A 22168-nucleotide genomic window follows, 5' to 3' on the forward strand; every position below is an offset into this window, starting at 1 on the left:
AACCCGTATGAGTCACCGCCCAAGACGGCGATAATTCATCCAGTATTCAATTGACGTTTATTTTCGTTGGTGAGTATCTACTGATCGTTACGGTGCAATACACCTTAGCCCATCCAGAACAAAGGAATAACTAATGAAAATACGTGCAGCGGCAGCGTTGGCAGCGACCGTTTTTATGGCCACCTCAGTATCGGCCGAGGATCTTGAATTCCTGATCATAAACGGCTCCAGCGCTGATCTGGTCGAGTTCAATATCTCACCAGCGTCTTCCGACAGTTGGGAAGGCAACCTGCTGCGGGGAGGATACTTGGCTCCCGACTATGAAGCCGACGTTGTTATCGCGGACGGTTTGACCACCTGCATCTACGATATTCGCGGGGCGTTCGATGATGGTTCGTCGGTCGAAGACTATGGCCTGGATCTCTGTGATCTGGGTGAATATGAATTCGTCGACTAAGTCCAGGCAAAGAAATATGGCGAACCTTGCGGTTCGCCATTTTCACTATTCGGCTGCTTTGAGCGGCGATGTTGGCGGGTGATCGGGTCGCTCCGAGCGACTGTCCTGTATCGGCCTTCCTGTTTGCGGCTCATCATCCCAGACAATCTCGGTGGCCCGCATCTGACGGGCCGAGCGCCCGATGGCCATGTCCTGCGCGATCCGGCTGGACCGGCCGGCAGTCACGCGGGCCAGAAGTCGGCTGAACCAAATGGCATAGGTCGTCACCCAGACCCGTAGCGCCAGAAGCGATGGTGTCACGATCAACGTCAGAACAGTCGCTATGCCCAGACCAAAGACCACGGCCGTGGCCAGCTGCTTCCACCACAGGGCAGTGGGGCTGTCGATGGAATAGCCGCCATTGATGAAGTCCAGCGAAAGGCCGAACATCATCGGTGTCAGGCCCGCCATTGTTGTCAGCGTAGTCAGCAAAACAGGGCGGATGCGCGACTCTGCGGTGCGGATGATCGCTTCGATACGGGGCATGTAGGTGCTGTATTCCTGATAGGTGTCGATCAGGACGATGTTGTTGTTCACCACGATCCCAGCAAGCGCCACGATGCCGGTTCCGGTCATGATGATCGAGAACGGCTGTTCCATCACGATCATGCCGATCAGAACCCCGGTGGTCGACAGAATGACCGCCAGCAGAACCAGAACCGAGTTGTAGAACGAGTTGAACTGCGCCAGCAGGATCACGAACATCAGCCCTAAGGCGCCCATGAATGCGTTTACGAGGAAGGCACCGGATTCCTCCTGTTCTTCCTGATCGCCCGTCCATTCCCAACTGATCGAGTTGGCGAACGGCCCGGTTTCAAGCCATTCCGTCAGAACTGCGATCCGCTCATTCGGGTTGATCAGCGCAAACTGCGCATCCCCGTCTTCAATCGTACTGCGCAGCTGATCGATACTTTCTGCACCGGTGAGTTGAACCAGTTCGTATGACTTTCCTCCCGCGCCGTCCAAAACAGTACGTGTTGGGGTATAACCTTCTGTCACTTCACGCATGACGGCCAGCCGCACGGGCTGCCCATCGGATCCTTCGACCGTTACCGTACTCAATCCCGGTTCCACATCCGCTTTGACATCATAGTAACGCTGCTGATCGACACGGTTGATCTGGGCCAGTTTGGATACCGGTTTACGCGTTACGAAGTTCGACAAAGGCACCAGCCCGTCCGGAGTGCGCACCTTGAGCGTGTCCAGTGTCGACAGAACGCGATCTTCTTCCGGCAGGCGGACGCGGATTTCGATCTCTTCGTCCGTGCTGTCCGGGCGCATCTCGCCCAGCAGAATGCCGCGCGTGACCAACTGGACCATGGCGCCGACAGTGGCCACGTCAGCGCCGAACCGGCCGGCTTTGGCGACGTCGACGTCAATCTGCCAGTCGATGCCCGGCAGGGGCAGAGTGTCTTCGATCTTGATCAGGCCCGGTGTAGCGTCGAAAATCTCGCGCGCCGCGACCGTTGCCGTTGTCAGGTCGTCCCACCCGTCACCTTTGATGCGTAGATGAACGGGCTTGGCTGACGCTGGCCCTTGTTCCAGCGGCAGGATCTCGACCATGATCCCGGGGATTGTGGCCAGTTGGGCGTTCAACTCATCAATTACGAAGTCGCCGTCAAACTCTGGCGCAACGAAGTGCCGTTCGAACAAACCCCAAAGGGCCGATTCCGAAACATTAGGACGATCTTCCCAAGGGATGATTTCGAATTGCACCTGGCCCACTGTATCAGCCGGAGCCTGAGCGCCACCGTCATTCTGATTCAGACCGCCTTCGCCGGCAAATGCAAAGACATTGATGACGGCTGGATGAGATCCGATGATCTGTTCGGCTTCAAGAACCATCGCGTCTTTTTCATCCAATGACAGGTTCCCCCGGGCGCGTACAAAGGCTGTTGCCTGCTCGGGTTCGCTTTCCACGAAGAATTCAACGCCTCGGGACTCTTTCGGGAACCAGACGAAGGCAACCGTGTAAACTGCAGCGAAAACCAACGCCAGAGACACGATGGGCATTATCGGGTTGCCGACCAGGAACTTGATCACATGGCCGACCGGCGAGCGTTCATCCGCACTATGAACACGATCTTCCTCGGCACGTTCAAATTTGGCGGCACTTAACGCAACTGAGCCGCCAAATGCACCGAACATCAGCAGAACTGCTCCGAATATCACACCAAGCCAGGATGAGTCCGGCATCAGGTATTCGGGGTTCACCATCTGCATCGCACCCAGGAACATCATGTAGAGTACGGGTGCGACAAGAACCGCGCGCACCCACCACGGGGTCGTGGCGCGCAACCAGTCAGAAGTGTGATCAAAGACCCGGCTGAGGCGACCGGATACACCCCCCACAACCGGCAGGTAGATCAGTGCCACAATCAGAGATGCCGACAGAACGAAGATCAGCGTGATCGGCAGCATTTTCATGAATTCGCCAGGAACGCCCGGCCAGAACAACATTGGCAAAAACGCGCACAATGTCGTGGCTGTTGAAGATACGATGGGCCAGAACATCCGCTGCGCCGCCTCGACATAGGCGTGCATCGGACCGACACCTTCCCTGATGCGTTTATCGGCGTATTCGACCACCACGATGGCACCATCCACCAGCATGCCGACGGCCAGGATCAACCCGAACATCACCATGTTCGAGATACTGACGCCCATGACCGCCAGAAAGGCAAAGCACAGCAGGAATGACGTTGGAATTGCAAAGCCAACCAGTAGGGCGGCGCGTGTACCCAATGAGGCCAGAACCACAATCATGACCAGTGCGATGGCGGTCAGAACCGACCCTTCAAGCTGACGAACCATCGAGTCGACGATACGGCTCTGGTCGTTGGAGGTGCCTACATCAACTGCGGCTTGCAGTTCGGCTGGCCACTTCGATTTTGCCTCGGCTACTTTCGCCTTCACATCGGCAACGGTATCAATCAGGTTGAAGCCTTTGCGTTTGACAACCTGCAGCGCCACGGTTGACTCACCGTCGAAACGGGCGGTGCCCGCGCGGTCTTCGAAGGTGTAGTTGATCTGTGCCAACTCACCCAGGGTAACGACCCGGTCCCCGTTGACCTTGACCGGCAGGCCATAAACGTCCTGAGCGGTTTTGAACGACGATGGAATCTTGACCGAAAACGTACCTTGCGCAGTTTCGACCTCACCCGCTGCGATCAGCTGGTTGTTGTTCCGGACCACGTTGATCAGTTCGTTGGCGGTGACATTGTAGGCTTCAAGGCGCAGGGGATCGATCACGACCTCGAGCATCTCGTCGCGATTGCCTGCAATCCCTGCCTCAAGAACTGAATCAAGTGTTTCTAGATCGTCCTGCAGATCCTTGGCGATTCGCGCCATGGTACGTTCGGGAACTGCACCGGTCAGATTGACGATGACGATGGGAAATTCCGAAAAATTGACTTCGGTGATGGTGTACTGCTCTGCCCCGTCAGGGAAGTCGCTCTGAGCTGTATTCATCGCATCACGCACATCAGCGATGGTGGCCGACTTGTCCCAGCCGAACTCGAACTCCAGCAGAATACCAGCATAGCCCTCGGCGGCGGTTGCGCTCATCTTGTCCAGCCCGTCGAGATCGGCCATTTCGGTTTCCATGGGCTTGATCAGCAGGCTTTCACTGTCCTCAGCTGAAATTCCCGGGAACTGAACCGATACGAAAAGCATCGGGATATCGATATCCGGTTCGCCTTCCTTAGGCAGGCTCACATAGGCAAAGCCGCCGATGATCAGGGAAATGGCAATAAAGGCCAGGACCATGCGGGCCCGGCCAGCGGCCCAACTGACGATGCCGGTCATTCTGATGCTTCCCGATATGTTGGCGCGACAGTGACGCCGCGGGTCACGAATTCCTGCCCGACAACGATAATATCGACGGTTTCAGGCAACCCGCCCACCCAGACGCCCTCGGCGGTGTCGCGCAAAATACGCACAGGCATGAAATCGACCAAATTGCCCGCGCTGACAGTCCGGACACCCAACTGCCCCTCGTTGTTCAGGGTCAGGGCGGACTGCGGCAACAGATGGGCCTTTGCACCCTCGGAGGCAATCTGGATGGTCGCGGTCTGACCGTCGCGGACCGTCAGATCCGGGTTCGGAACAGTGATTTCTACTTCGAATGTGCGCGTTGTCTCGTCCGCCGAACGGCTGAGGAACGTCACCCGGCCGCCAAGCTGCCGCCCGGTGACCAGAGTTGCCGACGCCTCGGAACCGACCTGAACGCGGTTGACCTCGGTTTCCGGCACGAACCCGACCAGCTTGATCGGGTCGAGTTGGATAACAGTCGCGCAAAGCGATCCGGGCTGCATCAGGCTGCCCAGTTCCGCGGTATCGCTTTCCAGCAGACCCTGGAAAGGGGCCGTGATGGTCAGGCGGCCAACCTCGCGTTGCGCAGCCTCAACAGCGGCGGCAGCGGCCTCAATACCGGCCTTGGTGGCTTCGAGCCCGGCTTCGGCGGATTTCACACCCGCTTTGGCAGTGCTCATCGACGCTTCGCTGGAAATCCGACGGGTTTCCGAGGCAAAGCCGGTTTCCGCCAACTTGCGGGACGCGGTCAGGTTGATTTCAGCTTCGGCCACCAGCGCGTGCGCCTCTTGCAGGCGCGCTTCTGCTTCGGGAATGCGGCTTTCTGCCTCCAGTTTACCAGCCATAGCTTCGGCCAGTTGCGCAGGACGCGTGCCGGGGTCAAGCTCGCACAAAATATCACCGGCTTCGACAAAGGCACCTTTCCGCTTGGGTTCCGAGATTACCGTGGATGTGGTCTCTGCAAGCACTTCGACTTGTCGGTTCGCTTTGGTTTGCCCACGCAACAGGACTGCACTGTCAATCTCGCTCGCTTTCGAGCGCAGCGCGACGACGCCCACGGCAGTGATATCGGTATTGTCGGCTTCGGCGGATTCGTTTTGCGTCGTTTCCTCTGCGTCACCGCGTCCGGCGAAAGCAAACAAAGTGTCGCGTTCAAAAACAAGAAAATACAATGCAACGATCACCAGAAGGGCGTTGATGAATGAAATCAAACGCATACAGTATTTCTCCTAGAATTCTGCGCCAACAAGAGCGGGGCCGCCTCGTTAAGAAATGGGGCGTCGGCCAGGCAATTTCCACACTGAACTGAATAGTTCGGTTTAGTTTTTTACGCAAGAGTGAAGCCCAACGGTGAAAATGTGCAAAATCGGACCCTTGGCTTGGCGTTGGTGCCGGGGTATGACATGGCCCACTTATACAAGATACACAGCCCAGGGGGCAGGAATGAGCGACACAGACAGTTTCATTGATGAGGTCACGGAAGAGGTACGCCGCGACCGGATGTATCTGCTGCTGCGCCGCTGGGGCTGGGTTGGTGTGGTCGCCGTCGTGCTTATTGTGGGCGGAGCGGCGTTCAATGAATACCGCAAGGCGCGAGATGCCGCGCAGGCGCAGAATCTGGGTGACTCGATTCTGGCGGCTCTGTCGGAAAACGACTCGGACGCACGCGCTGCCGGGCTCAGGGGGATCGAGGCGATGTCGCCCGGCGGGGATGCCGTTCTGAACATGCTGCTGTCTGCATCTCAGGTCGAGGCCGGATCACGCGAGGACGCGGTCGACAGCCTGAACGAGGTTGCTGTGCAGGGCGATCTGCCCGAGATTTATCGCGCCATTGCAAGCTTTAAGGCGCTGCTGTTGCAAAGCGACACCATGCCTGCTGCGGATCGTCGGCAACAGTTCGAGGCGCTGGCGACACCGGGCGCGCCCCTGCGTCTGCTGGCTGAAGAACAATTGGCTCTGATCGACGTGTCCGAGGGGAATGTCGACGCAGCGCTGGAGCGTTTGCAAGCGCTGCGTCAGGATGCCGAGGTAGGCATTGATCTGCAGCAGCGCGCGGCACAGTTGATTGTCGCTTTGGGTGGCGAACCAGAACCCCTTGTGGCGCAACAGGGCTGAACAGGCGGGATAAAAGACTTAATGACAGGCGAGTTCGGAACACTATGGTAACAAGACTATTTTCCCGCGCGGGATTGCCGGTTGCGGCGCTGGCTCTGACCGCTTTGACCGCCTGCGAACAGCCAGAAGCCATTCTTCCAGGTGAACGCGAAGACATTCGTCCGGTGTCCGATCTGGAAACGATCGAAAAAAGCGGCTCTCAGCCGATCAGCCTGCCAAGTCAGCAAGCGAATGCGAGTTGGCCACAAAGCCCGGGAACGGCGGCGTACCGAACCACAAACGCTGCGCTGCGCGCGACACCGCAGCGAATCTGGTCGGCATCGATTGGCGAGGGCGACTCGCGCAAGCAACGCATCACCGCCGAGCCGGTGGTCGCGGGAGGCTTGATCTATACGCTGGATGCGGGCGCGACGGTTTCCGCTGTCACTCCGCAAGGCCAGTTGGCCTGGGATACCGACCTGATTCCCCCAAGCGACGGTGACAGAGACGCCACGGGCGGGGGCATGGCCTATTCGAACGGCGTTCTCTACGTGTCGTCCGGATTTGGACGGTTGACCGCGCTGGATGCAAAGACAGGTGCGGTACGGTGGCAGAAACGGTTGGATGCGACTGGTAGCGGCGCACCGCTGGTCAATGACGGGCTGTTGTATCTGGTGGCCGGAGACGAAACCGGTTGGACCATCAACACCAAAGACGGTCGTATCGCCTGGCAAATCGAAGGGACCCCCAGTGTCGGCAACGTTCTGGGCGCACCTGCACCTGTGATCGCTTCGGATCTGGCTGTGTTTGCCTTTGGCTCCGGCGATGTGGCAGCCACGTTCCGTCGTGGCGGCATCCGTCGTTGGAATGCCTCGGTCGCAGGCGGTCGTCGGGGACGGGCCGCTGCGCAAATCGTCGATGTGACCGGCGGCCCGATGGTTGTCGGAAACAGCATCTATATCGGCAACCATTCCGGTCGGACCGTCGCTTTTGACGCTGCCTCGGGCGAACGCCGCTGGACAGCCGATGAAGGCGCAATCGATACTGTCTGGCCAGCAGGCAACAGCATTTTCCTGATCAGTGACCGCAGCCAGCTTGTCCGCCTGAATGCGGCAGACGGCTCGGTCGTCTGGGCCCAGGATTTGCCGGGTTTTGTGAAAGACAAACGAGGCCGTCGTGGACCGATCTTTGCCCATTACGGTCCGATCATGGCCGGTGGCCGCATTGTGATTGCTTCCAATGATGGGTATCTGCGGTTCTTCAATCCTGTTAACGGAGCACTGGTTCATCAGGTCGAAGTGCCCGGAGGGGCGACTACGGCGCCCGTTGTGGCGGGGCAAACGCTGTATGTCGTTTCGACAAAGGGTGATCTACACGCTTTCCGTTGATGGCAAGATGCGCTAAAGGGCGCATCTTGAGTCTTGAAAGTTGAGTATCATGTCGCTGACCCTCGCCATCGTGGGGCGCCCGAATGTGGGCAAATCCACCCTGTTCAACCGCCTTGTGGGCAAACGTCTGGCCTTGGTCGACGATCAGCCCGGCGTGACGCGTGACTTGCGCGAAGGCGAAGGGCGGCTGGGCGATTTGCGCTTCACCGTGATCGACACGGCGGGCCTTGAGGACGCAACGGATGACAGTCTGCAAGGCCGGATGCGCCGCCTGACCGAACGCGCCGTGGACATGGCTGATGTCTGCCTGTTCATGATCGACGCGCGAACGGGCCTGACGCCAACGGATGAAATGTTCGCGGAAATCCTGCGCAAACGGTCCAAGCATGTGATCCTTGCAGCCAACAAGGCCGAAGGCAGCGCGGCTGATGCGGGCGTTCTGGAAGCATATAATCTGGGTCTGGGCGAGCCGGTGCGTCTGTCGGGCGAGCATGGCGAGGGGATGACCGACCTTTACGCCCAACTCATGCCTTTGGCGGATGCCGCCGAAGAAAAGGCTGAGGATGAAGCCCCGGAAACGGACATCGAACTGGACGAGGACGGAGAAGGTGACGCGCCGCTGATCACCGCCACCAAGCCGTTGCAGGTTGCCGTTGTGGGCCGCCCGAATGCCGGCAAGTCCACGCTGATCAACAAGATCATCGGCGAAGACCGCTTGCTGACCGGTCCCGAGGCCGGGATCACGCGCGACGCGATCAGCCTGCGGCTTGACTGGGCCGACCCGGACGGGGACAGCACACCGATGCGTATCTTTGATACGGCGGGTATGCGGAAAAAGGCCAAGGTTCAGGAAAAGCTGGAAAAGCTGTCGGTTTCGGACGGTTTGCGTGCGGTGAAGTTTGCCGAGGTCGTCGTGGTGTTGCTGGACGCCGCGATCCCGTTTGAACAACAGGACCTGCGTATCGCCGATCTGGCGGAACGCGAGGGCCGGGCCGTTGTCGTTGCGGTAAACAAATGGGACGTCGAAGACAACAAGCAGGAAAAGCTGCGCGAGTTGAAAGAATCGTTCGAACGTTTGTTACCCCAACTGCGCGGCGCACCGCTGATCACGGTCTCGGCCAAGACGGGCCGGGGGCTAGAGCGTTTGCGCGCCGCGATCTTGCGCGCCCATGACGTCTGGAACCGTAGGGTGCCGACTGCCGCGCTGAACCGTTGGCTGACTGCCATGCTGGAACAGCACCCGCCACCGGCGCCACAAGGCCGTCGGATCAAACTGCGCTATATGACACAGGCCAAAACCCGGCCACCGGGGTTTGTTGTGATGTGTTCGCATCCCGACAAGATGCCCGAGAGCTATACCCGCTATCTGGTCAACGGCCTGCGTCAGGATTTCGACATGCCGGGCACTCCGATCCGCCTGACGTTGCGCGGGCAGGGGGATAAGAACCCCTATAAAGGACGGCGCAAGAAAAACGCAGGTGCATTGGCCAAACATCTCAAGGGCCGCGCGTAACTGCGCCAATTTTCAGCATTTTCGCTCAGGGGGCGTGACAGCCCCTGTTCTGCGCGCTAGCATTCATGTGTGTGCATTTGTTGGCACACGCACTGCTTGTTCGCGGTTAAACCGCATCCAGATTTTGAACAGTTGATAACAGGGCCATCGTGGGGAGCGGACTGGATGGATCTGAGGGAATATACAAGACACTACGCAGTTCAGGACAACAGATTGGCTGCGCTAAGCTATTTTGGCACATTTGCGGTGTATTTCGCGTCGCTGGCTCTGGCGATCGTATTTGTGGATCGCTGGTACGTCATGGTGCCCGCCGGGATCGTCTTCGCCTTTTCGGCAGTGCGCTTGTACGTGCTGCAACACGATTGCGGACATCACTCTCTGTTTGAGACGCGACTGCAGAATGAGTGGGCGGGCCATGGTCTGTCTCCGTTTACCTTTGCACCCTTCGAGGTGATGAAGCAGAACCACAACCTGCACCACGCGGGTATCGGCAATCTCGAACATCGTGAGACCGGCGAAATTCACACGATGACCGTGCGAGAATGGAACGAAGCAGACTGGAAAAAACGGTTGTTCTACAGGCTGTATCGCAACCCGTTCATCTTGGTGCCAGTCGGCGCGATGTTTACGTATTTCATTCGCTATCGCTGGCCCAAGAATACAGTGCGCTTTGGCGTCAAAGGCGTGTTGCTGCACAACGTATCGATAATCGTTTTTCTTGGTTTGCTGTACCTGGCCGCGGGCATGACGGGTATATGGGTCTGGCTGGCGTTTTCGTTTCTGGGTGGAATGCTTGGCGTATTCCTCGTGTATCTTCAGCACAATTTTGAGGACACCTACTGGGATCGCCGTCCTGATCTGAACCCTCAGATTGCAGCGCTACAGGGGTCGTCTGCGCTGGATTTCGGATGGTGGTTCGATACCGCGGTGGCCTGTATCACCTTGCATGATATCCACCATTTCAATGCCCGTATCCCGTCATATCGATTGCGGGCCTGCCACTATAACCTGCCGCCTGAATTTACCCCGCGCCGGATCAAATTCCCCGAGGCCGTTGCCGCATTGAACCTGAAGCTCTGGGATGAGGAAGCAAAACGCCTCGTGCCCTTCCCGAAACACGATCAACGCGCCGATCTGGCACACAGCTAGGTTACTGAGCTTGCTGAGGCAGCCGCAAAGCTTGCAGACCTGTATATCCAGTGTACATACGGATATGCAGGCAGACAGAGAAAGGACCCATAATGACCGCAGTGACCGACGTTAAAGGTGTAGGAGAGGCTCTTGGACGGTCTCTTGCTGCCAATGGCTTCAAGACTGCAGAAGCGATAGCCAAGGCGGCCCCTGCGGATCTGGTGAAGGTCCCCCGGATCGGTGAGGCGCGCGCGGCGATTTTGATTGCCGCCGCCAAAGAGGCGGTTGGCGCGGCGCCCGCAACCAAGAAACCTACAGCGCGCAGAGCACCGGCGCGAACATCATCCGCCCGCAAACCGGCTGCCCGTAAAGCAGCCCCGCGCAAGACAGTGGCGGCGGCTGCGGCCGAAAAACGGGCCGAGGCAGCTGCACGCAAGGCGGCAGAAGAAAAAGCGGCTGCTGAAAAAGCCGAAGCCGCAGCCAAGAAAAAGGCCAAAGCAAAGGCTAAGGCCGAGAAAGCAGCCAAGAAACGTAAGGAAATGGAAGCCGCGTTTTCCAAGGCCAAGGACAAGGTGAAAGCTAAGTCCAAGAAGGACAAAAAGTCCAAGAAGGACGACAAGAAGAAAGACGCCAAGAAAAGCGACAAAAAGAGCGACAAAAAGAGCGGTAAGAAAAAGGAAAAGAAAAAGGCGAAGAAGTAACCTTCCTCACCTTTCATTTCTTACGGAACCGGTGCCTGTTGGTGCCGGTTTTGTTTTGTCAGGCCAGGGTACCGTCCAGTTGCAGGGTCAGCTTGCCGCCAAGATAGGGGGCAAGAACCTCGGGCAAAGTCACGGTCCCGTCTGCGTTCTGGCCGTTTTCCAAAACCGCAATCAGGCAACGCCCAACGGCAAGGCCCGAGCCGTTCAGCGTGTGGACATATTCTGGCTTGCCGCCGCCCTCAGGGCGGAAACGCGCATTCATGCGGCGGGCCTGAAACGCGCCTGTGGTCGAGACAGAACTGATCTCGCGATAGGTATCCTGACCGGGCAACCAGGCTTCGATGTCAAAGGTACGCCGTGCGCCAAAGCCCATATCACCAGTGCACAGAACAACGGTGCGGTAAGGGATACCCAAGTGTTCCAGCAAATCTTCAGCACAGCGCAACATGCGTTTCTGTTCGTCATCCGATTTTTCCGGATGGGTGATCGATACCATTTCGACCTTTTCGAACTGGTGTTGCCGCAACATTCCCGAAGTGTCCTTGCCTGCGCTGCCGGCCTCGGACCGGAAACAGGTGGTGTGGGCGGTCATACGGATGGGCAGGGTGGCCTCGTCCAGAATGTCACCGGCGACGGAATAGGTTAGCGTGACCTCAGACGTCGGGATCAGCCACCAGCCGTTGGTTGTCTGGTAACTGTCGTCACCGAATTTCGGCAGCTTGTCAGTGCCGTACATCGCCTCATCCCGCACCAGAACCGGAGTTTGCATCTCGGTCAGTTCGTTCTTGTCGATATGCGTGTCCAGCATGAATTGAGCCAGCGCGCGGTGGATGCGCGCAACCCCTTTGGACAGGTTCACGAAACGGCTTCCGCTGGTTTTTGCGGCGGTCTCAAAATCCATGGCGGCCGCAACCGCGGGAATCTCAAAGTGCTCCTTCGGAGAGAAGTCGAATGCGCGCGGCGTACCCCATCGGTTCACCTCGACATTGTCGTCCTCATCCGCGCCTTCCGGCACATCCTCTGCGGGCAGGTTGGCGATCCGCGCCAGTTGATCCGTCAACAGGGCGTCCAGATCCTTGGCTTCGGTCTGCATCCGGGCCACTTCGGCCTTTTTCTCAGCCACCAGTGCGCGAAGGCGTTCAAACTCGGCTTCATCACCTCGACCCTTGGCCGCACCGACTTCCTTGCTGGCCTTGTTCTGCTCCGCCTGCGCGGTCTCGGCGGCCAGAATCTTGGCGCGGCGGCTTTCGTCCAGCCTGAGCAAATCTGACGACACCGGCGCGTCCCCACGGCGCGCTAGGGCGGCGTCGAAGGCGGCAGGGTTTTCGCGAATGGCGCGGATGTCGTGCATGGTTCAGAATCCTCAAATGCGTGAATCACTGAAATCGCTTATGCACCATCTGAAAGGCGGGGTGTAGCGCCGGTTACGGTTTATCCGCCTCCGCGTGCGTTTCGTGCGCCAGATGGCCATCCCATTCCTCAGCCGGGATCTTGGGCTCGGGCGGATCGGCCATATAGGACGGCGTCATGATCTGCACACTATTCTCGTTGAACACCGCGACGATATTACGGTGCAGGTCCGACCGGATTTTCGGAATGATACTGCCACGGGTTGTGTAACCGTTGATCTGATAGTTGATCGCGTAATCCGCCAAAGCTGTCCACAAAACAAAAGGTTCGGGTTTGGCCTTGATCCCCTTGGTCCGGTGGGCGGCCTCGATCAGCATCGCCTCGATCTTCTCGGGCGGCTCTTCGTAGCCGATGCCGACTGTGGTGTGCAGCAGCAGCCCACTGCCATCGGTTTTCTTCGAGAAATTCACCACGTCCGAGTTCATCAACTGCGCATTGGGGATCGAAATCAGCTCGTTCTTGATCGACTTCAGATGCGTTTCCATCAGTTTGATCTGCACCACATCGCCGATGTGATCCCCGATCTGAATACGGTCTCCGATCGAAGTTGAACGGCGATAGATCACGAACAACCCCGCCAACATGTTTGAGACTACCGAGTTCGCCCCGAGCGACAGCATCGCACCAACCAGTATGGTCAGCCCCTGAAACGCGGCCGAGTCCGACCCCGGAATGTAGGGCACGGCAAAGACTAGCGCGATCAGAATGACGACAACGCGGGCGATGTTGAAGGTCGGGTTGACCCAGTGTTTCTCGAAATCGCCCAGTTCGAATGACCCGGCTTCAACCGCGTCGAAAAACACACGCATGCCCTTGATTAAATACATCGTGACCCAGGTGATCAGGCCCAGCATGATCATGTTGGGGATATAGCTGAGGATGCCCCGGAAGATCAGCAGAACAGGCTCGGTCAGGTAGGTCAGAAGAAGCTGCGCGAAATAACGGGTCTCGGCAAAGGCCAGCAGGACGAAGGACAGGTAGTAATAGAACCCCAGAAAGAAGATCACCAGCAGCACGAAATTCAGCCCGTACCTGACCAAAGCGGCTATCGCCTCGGCCTGGACGCTTTTGGCTGTGGCGGTTTCCACATCCTTAAGGTGGCGTTTGACAAACTTCAGCGTTTTCCGTCGTATCCGGCGGTGCAGCCACAAGATAATCACGATGAACAGAACAAAACCGAAGGTCCAGGCGGCAGCTTCGATGGCACCGGAAACGCGCGCCTGTTCTGTACGGTTGGATCGATAAGCCTCGATGGCTTGTTTGATCGCGTTGCCGTGCAATACGCTGAGAACGCTCAGCTCCATCTGATCCAATTCGGAATCGGCGGTGGTGACGATTGAGATCCTCTCTCCGTCGGCCAGAATCCAGATGCCAAGTTCGGTCTCTTCAAAGGTGATTTCGACCATGGGGGCGTCGGAGGCTTCGGCGATTTCTATGATCTTGTCTTGTACCGTTTCCGCGCGTTCCGGGGCGGGCAGGGCGCTGGACCCCCGGACCTGAAACAAAACGTCACCGTCGACGATAACCGGGGCCATGAAAACATCCGATTCCGCTGTCTCGGACGTGGAGGTTTCAGTGGTCGTGTCCTGCGCCTGGGCCGGGCCCGCAAGCCACAGGCTGACCAACAATGCAGCCAGGAAATTAAGCAACAAAAGGAAAGGCTTGAAAGGCGTTGTCATTGGTCCCCCTTATGCCGAACTATACCCGGTTTCAGCCCTGTTCCTAGGACATATCTGCAACGCTTTTGCGGTAGTTGCCGTGGCATAAGCAGTTTCAGAAGGGACACATCACCGCCTTTGCTTGCAAACAGGCATCTCAAAGCATAGGTTCCGGCCAAATTTGCGGAACGGTGCCGCAAGGTCTGAATAAAGGAATATCCCATGGAAGGTGGCGCAATCGCCCAGTTTCTCCCGCTGATCCTGATCTTTGCGATCATGTATTTCCTGCTGATCCGTCCGCAGCAGAAGAAGATGAAACAGCATCAGGCCATGGTCGATGCCGTGCGCCGGGGCGATCAGGTCGTCACCCAGGGCGGGTTGATCGGCAAAGTGTCCAAGGTCAAGGAAGGCGACAACGAGATTGAGGTCGAGATCGCCGAGAACGTCAAGGTACGTGTGGTCAAATCGACCATCGCGCAGGTTCTGAACAAGACCGAGCCGGCGAAGTAATTTCGCGCGACAATTCCTTGAAAAGGCAGGGTAATGCTGCAAATTGATACCTGGAAGCGGGTTCTGATCTGGCTGGTCTGCGTGACTGGCCTGCTCATGGCCCTGCCAAACGCGTTTTACACGCGGGTCGAGCAATCAAACGACGCCAAAGCCGCGATTGAGCTTGGTGTCGACACTCCTGAAATGCAGGCCGAGGCGTCTCAGTGGCCAAACTGGCTGCCATCGTCTCTGGTCAACTTGGGCCTCGATCTGCGCGGCGGTGCGCATCTGCTGGCCGAAGTTCAGGTCTCGGATGTCTACGAATCCCGGATGGAGGCGATGTGGCCTGAAATCCGTGACGCCCTGCGCGATGAGCGATCCACTGTTGGAACAATCCGTCGTCAGGATTCAGCCCCTGATGAGATTCGTGTGCGCATCAGTCAGCCCGAGGGCATATCGCGCGCATTGGAGGTTGTGCGTGGTCTGGCCCGTCAGGTGCAGACTTTGACTGGTGTCGGGGCCACGGATATCGAAGCCCGCGCTGATGGCGACACAATCGTTGTTCAATTGTCCGAAGCAGAACAGCTGGCCTCAGACGATCGCACGGTGCGTCAGGCACTGGAGATCATTCGCCGCCGGATCGACGAAGTCGGAACGCGTGAACCCACCATTCAGCGTCAGGGCGCGGATCGTATCCTGATTCAGGTGCCGGGCATCGGCAGTGCAGGTGAATTGAAGGATATTATCGGCACCACGGCACAGTTGACGTTTAACCCGGTCGCTGGGCGCGGCACCGATCCGGATGCAGTTGCAGGTATTGGTGAAGAAATCGTGCCTTCGATTGACGAGAGCGGCGTTTACTACACAATCGAATCCAACCCGGTTGTTACGGGTGAGGAACTGGTCGACGCGCAACCCGCGTTCGACCAGAATGGCCGCCCCGCAGTCAACTTCCGGTTCAACACATCCGGTGCGCGTAAGTTCGGCGATTATACCCGCGACAATGTCGGCGCGCCTTTTGCTATCGTTCTGGATGACGAGGTGATCTCGGCCCCCGTGATCCAAAGCCATATTCCGGGCGGTTCAGGTATCATCACCGGTAACTTCACCGTAGAGGAAAGCACCAATCTGGCCGTCCTGCTGCGCGCCGGTGCGCTGCCTGCCGGTCTGGAGTTCCTCGAAGAACGCACCATCGGCCCGGAGCTTGGGCAGGACAGCATCGACGCAGGTAAAGTCGCAACCATCGTGGCCTTTGTCGCCGTACTGACCTTCATGGCGCTCAGCTATGGCCTGTTCGGGCTCTTTGCCAACATCGCGCTGATCATCAACGTGGGCCTGTTGTTCGGTCTGCTGTCCCTGATCGGAGCAACCCTAACCCTACCGGGTATCGCGGGCATCGTGCTGACAGTCGGTATGGCGGTGGACGCCAACGTTCTGATTTTCGAACGTATCCGCGAAGAACTGAAATCCGCCAAAGGTCCCGCACGTGCGATTGAGCTGGGTTATGAAAAGGCGCTGTCGGCCATTCTGGATGCGAACGTAACCACTTTCATCACGGCGACCATCCTGTTCGCCATGGGCAGCGGCCCGGTGCGCGGGTTTGCCATTACGCTGGGGCTGGGTATTCTGACCTCGGTCTTCACCGCGATCTTCGTGACACGTCTGTTGGTCGTCATGTGGTTCGAACGCCGCCGTCCGAAAACGATCGAGGTTTGACATGAGACTGAAACTCGTACCCCAGTACACCTCGTTCGACTTCTTCAGCCGTTGGAAAATCTGGCTGGGTATATCCGGGCTGATGATGGTGATTGCCTTCACCTCGTTCCTGCTGCAAGGGCTCAACTTCGGCATCGATTTCCGCGGAGGGACAACCATCCGTACCCAAAGCGCGGTCGAGATTGATGTGGGCACATACCGTGATGCCATCGCTCCGCTTGATTTGGGCGATGTCACGATCACCGAGATTTTCGATCCGACCTTTGGAGAGGACGAAAACGTCGCAATGATCCGCATCCAGGCTCAGGCAGACGCCGAGGCCGTGGAGGCAGCGACCATCACGGCCGTGGAACAAGCGCTGCAGCAGGTTATACCTGATATTCAGTTCGTCTCCGTAGAATCCGTGGGCCCCAAAGTGTCGGGCGAGTTGATCCAGACGGCCGTTATCGCGGTGGCACTGGCCATTGGTGCCGTGCTTGTCTACATCTGGCTCCGCTTCGAATGGCAGTTCGCGTTGGGGGCCGTAGCCGCGCTGGTGCATGACGTGATCCTGACCATCGGCATCTTCTCGGAGCTGCAAATTCGCTTCGATCTGGCGATCATTGCGGCGCTTCTGACCATCGTTGGTTATTCGCTGAACGACACTGTGGTCGTCTTCGACCGCGTGCGTGAAAACCTGCGGAAATACAAAAAGAAAGACCTCAAAGAGGTCCTGAACATCTCGATCAACGAAACGCTCAGCCGGACAGTCATGACCTCGGTCACCACGCTGCTGGCGCTGATCTCGCTCTATGTACTGGGCGGGGACGTTATCCGAGGCTTCGTCTTCGCGATGATCTGGGGCGTGATCGTGGGGACGTATTCGTCGGTCTTCGTAGCCTCGACCATCCTGCTGTGGCTTGGGGTCAAGCGCGATTGGTCCAAGCCGTCGAATACGGCCGGCAACCAGTTTGCCAATATTGATGCCTGAGGCATTGCAACAAGCCCTGGCATTGCCAGGGCTGGGCTGGTTGGTCCTTACTATCGGAGCCGCGGGTCTTGTCCGCGGCTTCACTGGTTTCGGCACCGCAATGATCTTTGTTCCGGTCGCGACCCAGTTCCTGCCGATCGCGGATGTTGTGTTTCTGATGGCGGCTACCGGGATCGTATCGACCTTGGCGCTGGCACCGCAGGCCTGGCGCGAATGCGACAAGACCGAGATCAGCACATTGGGGATAGCTGCTGCCGTTACCGTACCGCTGGGCCTGTGGATCATGGCTCAGGTGGACACAATCGTACTGCGCTGGATCGCCTGCGGTATCATCGGCCTGACCCTGTCTGCCGTCATAACTGGATGGCGCTGGCAGGGGCGACTAGGGATGCCTGGGCGGTTTGCGATTGGAGGAAGCGCCGGAGTGATCGGCGGCATGACCGGGCTGACCGGTCCGGTTGTCATTGTGTTCTACCTGGCCAGTTCCACGGATGTACGCAAGATCCGCGCCAATACGATCATCTTTCTGGCGTTGCTGGACGTTGCCATCGTCTTCAGTATCCTGATCGCAGGCGCTGCGGATTTGTCGATCCTGTGGGTTGTCATGTTGCTAGGCGTGCCCTACCTGACCACAACACTGATCGGCAAAGCGCTTTTTGACCCAAAGCTCGAGCGAATCTATCGCATTGCAGCGTATTCGGTCATCCTGACAGCTGTGGTGTCAGGACTGCCGATCCTGGATTGAATGAGGGATGACATGCGCCTGAACCAGGTTTCATATACCGATGCAAAACCGGTGGACGGTTACGGCCCCGGGTTCTTCCGGATCGGGGGTGAAGTGTTCGAAGGCAGTGTCCTGACAGGTCCCGCCGGGCCCGTAAAATGGGGCGGTTACGAAGATGCGCAGCCACTTCTGAACATGGCCGATGACATTGACGTTCTGTTCATTGGCACTGGCAAAGACATGTCCCATATCCCCCAAACCCTGCGGGCCGAATTGGAAAACGCCGGAATTGGCGTGGAAATCATGAACTCCCCCGCCGCTTGCCGCACCTACAATGTGCTGCTCTCCGAGGGTCGCCGCATCGCGCTCGCTCTGATCCCTGTCTGACGGGATCCCTTTCATCTGGCCGAAAATATCCCGGGGAGTGTGAGGGGCTGGCCCCTCACTCCGCCCTTGGTTACAAGAACCGCTGCCGCCGGACTGCGGCAAATCCCGCCTTTTGCCCCTGATGACAATCCGCTAAGCGGGTTTCATGACTTTAACTGTGACTGACCTGGCGATCACCCGTGGTGGCATCCCCGTTCTGGAAGGCCTCAGCTTTCAGCTGCCGCCGGGCAAGGCGCTGATTTTGCGTGGCCCGAATGGGATTGGCAAAACCACCCTTCTGCGCACATTGGCGGGTTTGCAACCTCCACTGGAAGGGCAGATCGAAGGGGCCGAGGACCGGATCGCCTATGCCGCCCATTCGGACGGGCTGAAGCCGACGTTGTCAGTGACCGAAAACCTGACCTTCTGGTCCTCGGTCTTTGGAACACATGGCATCCAATCGGCGCTGGATGCTTTTGATCTCAACGAATTGGCAGATCGTCACGCCGGGAACCTGTCGGCGGGTCAAAAACGGCGGCTGGGGTTGGCGCGAATGCTGGTCACCGGGCGTCCCATCTGGATGTTGGATGAACCCACGGTGTCGTTGGACAAGAATGCGGTGCAGATGTTCGCAGACGCAGTCCGCGCACATCTCGGGCAGGGCGGGTCAGCCCTGATCGCCACCCATATCGACCTTGGTCTGGACGGAGAAGTTCTGGACGTGGGTCCCAACAAGGCCAAACCCAAACCCATTGACGATTTCGACGGAGGCTTCCTGTGATCGCCCTTTTGTTGCGTGACCTGAAACTGGCCTTCCGTGCGGGTGGCGGATTCGGGTTGGGTCTGGCCTTTTTCCTGATCGTGACCGTGATGGTTCCATTTGCGGTGGGGCCGCAATCCTCGCTGCTGTCCACCATTGCACCCGGTGTACTATGGCTTGGGGCCTTGCTGGCGTGCCTGCTGTCTCTCGACCGTCTTCTGGCTCTGGATTGGGAGGACGGATCGCTGGACCTGCTGGCCACTGCACCGTTGCCATTGGAATCGGTTGTGACCATCAAGGCGCTTGCCCACTGGCTGACCACCGGGCTGCCGCTGGTTCTGGCAGCCCCTTTTCTAGGGGTTTTGCTGAACCTGCCCGTACCAGGGTTCTTCTGGCTCGTGGTCTCTTTGCTGATCGGAACCCCGGCCATGAGCGTGATCGGAACATTCGGCGCGGCCCTGACTGTCGGCCTGAAGCGTGGCGGGTTGCTGTTATCACTACTGGTTCTGCCGCTTTACGTGCCCACATTGATCTTCGGGGCTGAGGTCGCCCGGCGCGGCGCAACGGGTATGGAGGTGCAGACGCCATTGTTGATGCTGGCAGGGATCACGGCTGCGACCATCGCATTGTTGCCCTTTGCCAGCGCAGCTGTGCTACGTATCAATCTGCGGTGAACCGTCTCAGCTTTGATTGATGTCAATTGAGAACCACCCCAACTCGGACTAGATAGGGCCCATGTCTATCGCAGCCAAAGCCAACGCCCTTTGGGAATACGCCAACCCGCGCAAGTTTCTTGCAACCAGTGAGCGTGTCCTGCCGTTTTTCTGGACCGTCTCGATCGCCTGCATCGTCGTCGGTCTGACCTGGGGCTTTTTCTTTACCCCGGACGACTACAAACAAGGGTCGACGGTCAAGATTATCTACCTGCACGTCCCGGCGGCGCTGATGGCGATCAATTGCTGGCTGATGATGCTGGCCACCTCGCTGGTCTGGTTGGTGCGGCGTCACCATGTCAGCGCGCTGGCGGCGCGTGCGGCGGCGCCCATCGGGATTGTTATGACCCTGATCGCGCTGCTGACTGGGGCGATCTGGGGGCAGCCGATGTGGGGCACCTGGTGGGCGTGGGATCCGCGCCTGACCTCGTTTTTGATCCTGTTCCTGTTCTATCTTGGATATGTCGCACTGTGGGAAGCCATCGAAGACCCGGACACGGCGGCTGATCTGACATCGGTCCTGTGTCTGGTAGGGTCGGTGTTTGCCATCCTCAGCCGCTATGCGGTGAACTTCTGGAACCAGGGTTTGCATCAGGGCGCATCGGTCATGCGGGCGGCGGCTGTCACCGGGGCGGATACCGAAGAAAAGGTCAGCAATATTTATTTCTACCCGCTGATGCTGTGCATCATTGGGTTTGTTCTGCTGTTCATCGCTTTGGTATTGTACCGCACCGGAACTGAAATCCGTGCACGTCGCGTCAAGTCGCTGTTGGCGCGGGAAAGGGTAGGCGGATGATCCCTGATCTTGGAAAATACGCTGATGCTGTGCTGTCGTCTTATGCGGTTTCCATCATACTGCTTGTGGCCCTGGTGGTGTTCAGTGTGATGCGCGGACGCAAGGTGCGCGCTGAGATGGAAAAAGTTGAACAAAGGATGTCGCGCAATGGCTAAAATCTCGCCCCTGATGATCGCGCCGCCGTTGATTTTTGGTGCCTTCGCGGTGTTGGCCGGGATCGGCATGTTCCGCGATGATCCCAACGCGTTGCCCTCGGCCCGCGAAGGACAGCAAGCCCCACCCGTCGTTCTGAGCGAATTCCCCGAGAAAGCCTTGTTCGACGATTCCACACTGCGGGATGGAGAAGTCAAACTGGTCAATTACTGGGCCAGTTGGTGCGCGCCCTGCCGCGCCGAACATCCCAATCTGGAAGCATTGGCGGCAGAGGGCATTCCCGTCTATGGCATCAACTACAAAGATCAACTCGACAATGCCGAGGCCTTCCTGAAGGAACTTGGCGATCCCTACACCGCTATTGGCCGGGACGAGCAAGGCCGAATGGCACTGGACTGGGGTCTTTACGGCGTGCCCGAAACCTATGTGATTGACGGTGAAGGCACTGTCATTTTGCGCTTTGCTGGTCCGATCACGCAGCGTGTGATCGAAAACACTCTTCGTCCTGCTTTGGAAAAAGCTGCGGGCGGCTGAGTCGGGCCCGGAACCAGACTTAGGCGGGTTTACAAACGATAGCCGCCAGTCACGCCCAGAACTTCTCCGGTTATGAAACCCGCCGCGTCAGAGGTCAGAAACCGGACCACGCGGGCGATATCTTCGGGTGTGCCGATCCGGCCCAAAGCGGTTTCTTTGACGAAAAGCGACGTCAGATCGTCCGAGCGAGGGTCCTCGGGGATGTTGATGGCACCCGGTGCGACAGCGTTTACGTGGATACCGTTCGGGCCAAGCTCTTTTGCCATTGCTCGGGTCCACAAATTAAGCGCTGCTTTGCTTGCCCCATAGGTCACGGCATCGCGTGGCGGCAAAGTTGCGTTCATCGATGAAATGCTGACAACCGACGCGCCGCGTTTCAGATATGGCAAAGCGGCGGCCAGCAACGCCGCCGGGGCCAGCAGGTTGAGATCAAGGATTGCCCCGTGATCTTCGGCCCGAAACTCCTCTTTCGGGGTGGATCGGACAAGGCCTGCGTTGTTCACGATTACGTCCAGCCGTCCGAAGCGTTCAATGACCTGTTCAACAACTTGGGCTGGTTGATTGTCCTGTGTCAGGTCGGACTGAATCGCCAGGAAGTCGCTGCTCTGCAATTCTGAATCAGGCTCGCTTTCCAGCCAGGTGAACGCGATATTGTGATCACGGCCAAGGTCTTCGACTATCGCCCGCCCGATCCCTCGGGCACCACCGGTTATCAGTGCAACTTTGTCCATGGGTACAGATGA

Annotated in this window: 21 protein-coding genes; 16 read left to right on the forward strand and 5 right to left on the reverse strand. The window is 58.1% G+C overall.

Translation table 11 applies throughout. The features are described 5' to 3' along the window. Nucleotides 1-133: 133 nt before the first annotated feature. Complete coding sequence (locus tag ACR0LF_RS00185) at nt 134-457, forward strand: hypothetical protein (RefSeq protein ID WP_480573208.1); 324 nt, start codon at nt 134-136, stop codon at nt 455-457. A gap of 45 nt (nt 458-502) precedes the next feature. Here ACR0LF_RS00185 and ACR0LF_RS00190 read toward each other — a convergent pair whose 3' ends face one another. Both ACR0LF_RS00190 and ACR0LF_RS00195 read right to left on the reverse strand, forming a co-directional pair. Beyond that, nucleotides 503-4303 (reverse strand): efflux RND transporter permease subunit, encoded by a 3801-nt coding sequence (locus ACR0LF_RS00190; RefSeq protein ID WP_480573211.1) that lies wholly within the window; start codon nt 4301-4303, stop codon nt 503-505. After that, nucleotides 4300-5526: an efflux RND transporter periplasmic adaptor subunit gene (locus ACR0LF_RS00195; RefSeq protein ID WP_480573213.1), complete on the reverse strand. Its 1227-nt coding sequence runs from the start codon at nt 5524-5526 to the stop codon at nt 4300-4302. Before ACR0LF_RS00195 ends, ACR0LF_RS00190 begins: the two co-directional genes overlap by 4 nt. 226 nt (nt 5527-5752) lie before the next feature. Here ACR0LF_RS00195 and ACR0LF_RS00200 point away from each other — a divergent pair, with 226 nt between their 5' ends. The 5 genes from ACR0LF_RS00200 to ACR0LF_RS00220 all read left to right on the forward strand — a co-directional run bounded on the left by ACR0LF_RS00200 (nt 5753) and on the right by ACR0LF_RS00220 (nt 11136). After that, nucleotides 5753-6424, forward strand: a complete 672-nt coding sequence (locus ACR0LF_RS00200; protein ID WP_480573216.1) for a hypothetical protein — start codon at nt 5753-5755, stop codon at nt 6422-6424. 44 nt (nt 6425-6468) lie between these two features. Beyond that, entirely contained in the window at nt 6469-7791 is a 1323-nt protein-coding gene (locus ACR0LF_RS00205) for a PQQ-like beta-propeller repeat protein (RefSeq protein ID WP_480573219.1), read from the forward strand. A gap of 49 nt (nt 7792-7840) precedes the next feature. After that, a complete protein-coding gene (gene der, locus ACR0LF_RS00210) occupies nt 7841-9304 on the forward strand; it encodes a ribosome biogenesis GTPase Der (RefSeq protein ID WP_480573222.1) in 1464 nt (487 codons plus the stop codon). Between the two features lie 165 nt (nt 9305-9469). Then, nucleotides 9470-10453, forward strand: coding sequence for a fatty acid desaturase (locus ACR0LF_RS00215; RefSeq protein ID WP_480573225.1), 984 nt, complete (start codon nt 9470-9472; stop codon nt 10451-10453). 92 nt (nt 10454-10545) lie between these two features. Beyond that, nucleotides 10546-11136 carry a helix-hairpin-helix domain-containing protein gene (locus ACR0LF_RS00220; protein ID WP_480573228.1) on the forward strand — a complete coding sequence of 197 codons (591 nt, stop codon included), beginning with the start codon at nt 10546-10548 and terminating at the stop codon, nt 11134-11136. A gap of 58 nt (nt 11137-11194) precedes the next feature. Here the strand turns inward: ACR0LF_RS00220 and serS are convergent, their stop codons facing one another. Next, complete coding sequence (gene serS / locus ACR0LF_RS00225) at nt 11195-12487, reverse strand: serine--tRNA ligase (RefSeq protein ID WP_480573231.1); 1293 nt, start codon at nt 12485-12487, stop codon at nt 11195-11197. Between the two features lie 73 nt (nt 12488-12560). Further along, a complete protein-coding gene (locus ACR0LF_RS00230) occupies nt 12561-14225 on the reverse strand; it encodes a mechanosensitive ion channel family protein (protein ID WP_480573234.1) in 1665 nt (554 codons plus the stop codon). Between the two features lie 201 nt (nt 14226-14426). Here ACR0LF_RS00230 and yajC point away from each other — a divergent pair, with 201 nt between their 5' ends. The 10 genes from yajC (at nt 14427) to ACR0LF_RS00280 (ending at nt 21425) form a co-directional block, all read left to right on the forward strand. Next, nucleotides 14427-14714, forward strand: coding sequence for a preprotein translocase subunit YajC (yajC, locus tag ACR0LF_RS00235; protein ID WP_480573237.1), 288 nt, complete (start codon nt 14427-14429; stop codon nt 14712-14714). 33 nt (nt 14715-14747) lie between these two features. After that, nucleotides 14748-16409, forward strand: a complete 1662-nt coding sequence (secD, locus tag ACR0LF_RS00240; RefSeq protein ID WP_480573240.1) for a protein translocase subunit SecD — start codon at nt 14748-14750, stop codon at nt 16407-16409. A 1-nt stretch (nt 16410) separates the two neighbouring features. Further along, entirely contained in the window at nt 16411-17379 is a 969-nt protein-coding gene (gene secF / locus ACR0LF_RS00245) for a protein translocase subunit SecF (protein WP_480573243.1), read from the forward strand. Further along, nucleotides 17372-18124, forward strand: coding sequence for a TSUP family transporter (locus ACR0LF_RS00250; RefSeq protein WP_480573246.1), 753 nt, complete (start codon nt 17372-17374; stop codon nt 18122-18124). Before secF ends, ACR0LF_RS00250 begins: the two co-directional genes overlap by 8 nt. Nucleotides 18125-18136: 12 nt before the next feature. Continuing rightward, nucleotides 18137-18490 (forward strand): Mth938-like domain-containing protein, encoded by a 354-nt coding sequence (locus ACR0LF_RS00255; protein ID WP_480573249.1) that lies wholly within the window; start codon nt 18137-18139, stop codon nt 18488-18490. A gap of 145 nt (nt 18491-18635) precedes the next feature. Next, the gene (gene ccmA / locus ACR0LF_RS00260; RefSeq protein WP_480573252.1) at nt 18636-19250 is read left to right on the forward strand and encodes a heme ABC exporter ATP-binding protein CcmA; all 615 of its coding nucleotides are present in this window, start codon (nt 18636-18638) and stop codon (nt 19248-19250) included. Then, nucleotides 19247-19903: a heme exporter protein CcmB gene (ccmB, locus tag ACR0LF_RS00265; RefSeq protein ID WP_480573254.1), complete on the forward strand. Its 657-nt coding sequence runs from the start codon at nt 19247-19249 to the stop codon at nt 19901-19903. Before ccmA ends, ccmB begins: the two co-directional genes overlap by 4 nt. 61 nt (nt 19904-19964) lie before the next feature. Then, nucleotides 19965-20738 (forward strand): heme ABC transporter permease, encoded by a 774-nt coding sequence (locus ACR0LF_RS00270; protein ID WP_480573257.1) that lies wholly within the window; start codon nt 19965-19967, stop codon nt 20736-20738. Further along, on the forward strand, nt 20735-20893 hold the full coding sequence (ccmD, locus tag ACR0LF_RS00275; protein ID WP_480573260.1) for a heme exporter protein CcmD: 159 nt from the start codon (nt 20735-20737) through the stop codon (nt 20891-20893). Before ACR0LF_RS00270 ends, ccmD begins: the two co-directional genes overlap by 4 nt. Next, complete coding sequence (locus ACR0LF_RS00280; protein WP_480573263.1) at nt 20886-21425, forward strand: DsbE family thiol:disulfide interchange protein; 540 nt, start codon at nt 20886-20888, stop codon at nt 21423-21425. Before ccmD ends, ACR0LF_RS00280 begins: the two co-directional genes overlap by 8 nt. Before the next feature lie 29 nt (nt 21426-21454). Here the strand turns inward: ACR0LF_RS00280 and ACR0LF_RS00285 are convergent, their stop codons facing one another. Next, the gene (locus ACR0LF_RS00285) at nt 21455-22156 is read right to left on the reverse strand and encodes an SDR family NAD(P)-dependent oxidoreductase (protein WP_480573266.1); all 702 of its coding nucleotides are present in this window, start codon (nt 22154-22156) and stop codon (nt 21455-21457) included. Nucleotides 22157-22168: the final 12 nt, after the last annotated feature.

It is taken from the genome of Ruegeria sp. E8, assembly GCF_056533985.1.

Coding starts and splice junctions, on each gene's coding strand:
- ACR0LF_RS00185 (WP_480573208.1), top strand. CDS start 134: ATGAAAATACGTGCAGCGGCAGCGTTGGCAGCGACCGTTTTTATGGCC.
- ACR0LF_RS00190 (WP_480573211.1), bottom strand. CDS start 4,303: ATGACCGGCATCGTCAGTTGGGCCGCTGGCCGGGCCCGCATGGTCCTG.
- ACR0LF_RS00195 (WP_480573213.1), bottom strand. CDS start 5,526: ATGCGTTTGATTTCATTCATCAACGCCCTTCTGGTGATCGTTGCATTG.
- ACR0LF_RS00200 (WP_480573216.1), top strand. CDS start 5,753: ATGAGCGACACAGACAGTTTCATTGATGAGGTCACGGAAGAGGTACGC.
- ACR0LF_RS00205 (WP_480573219.1), top strand. CDS start 6,469: ATGGTAACAAGACTATTTTCCCGCGCGGGATTGCCGGTTGCGGCGCTG.
- der (WP_480573222.1), top strand. CDS start 7,841: ATGTCGCTGACCCTCGCCATCGTGGGGCGCCCGAATGTGGGCAAATCC.
- ACR0LF_RS00215 (WP_480573225.1), top strand. CDS start 9,470: ATGGATCTGAGGGAATATACAAGACACTACGCAGTTCAGGACAACAGA.
- ACR0LF_RS00220 (WP_480573228.1), top strand. CDS start 10,546: ATGACCGCAGTGACCGACGTTAAAGGTGTAGGAGAGGCTCTTGGACGG.
- serS (WP_480573231.1), bottom strand. CDS start 12,487: ATGCACGACATCCGCGCCATTCGCGAAAACCCTGCCGCCTTCGACGCC.
- ACR0LF_RS00230 (WP_480573234.1), bottom strand. CDS start 14,225: ATGACAACGCCTTTCAAGCCTTTCCTTTTGTTGCTTAATTTCCTGGCT.
- yajC (WP_480573237.1), top strand. CDS start 14,427: ATGGAAGGTGGCGCAATCGCCCAGTTTCTCCCGCTGATCCTGATCTTT.
- secD (WP_480573240.1), top strand. CDS start 14,748: ATGCTGCAAATTGATACCTGGAAGCGGGTTCTGATCTGGCTGGTCTGC.
- secF (WP_480573243.1), top strand. CDS start 16,411: ATGAGACTGAAACTCGTACCCCAGTACACCTCGTTCGACTTCTTCAGC.
- ACR0LF_RS00250 (WP_480573246.1), top strand. CDS start 17,372: ATGCCTGAGGCATTGCAACAAGCCCTGGCATTGCCAGGGCTGGGCTGG.
- ACR0LF_RS00255 (WP_480573249.1), top strand. CDS start 18,137: ATGCGCCTGAACCAGGTTTCATATACCGATGCAAAACCGGTGGACGGT.
- ccmA (WP_480573252.1), top strand. CDS start 18,636: ATGACTTTAACTGTGACTGACCTGGCGATCACCCGTGGTGGCATCCCC.
- ACR0LF_RS00270 (WP_480573257.1), top strand. CDS start 19,965: ATGTCTATCGCAGCCAAAGCCAACGCCCTTTGGGAATACGCCAACCCG.
- ccmD (WP_480573260.1), top strand. CDS start 20,735: ATGATCCCTGATCTTGGAAAATACGCTGATGCTGTGCTGTCGTCTTAT.
- ACR0LF_RS00280 (WP_480573263.1), top strand. CDS start 20,886: ATGGCTAAAATCTCGCCCCTGATGATCGCGCCGCCGTTGATTTTTGGT.
- ACR0LF_RS00285 (WP_480573266.1), bottom strand. CDS start 22,156: ATGGACAAAGTTGCACTGATAACCGGTGGTGCCCGAGGGATCGGGCGG.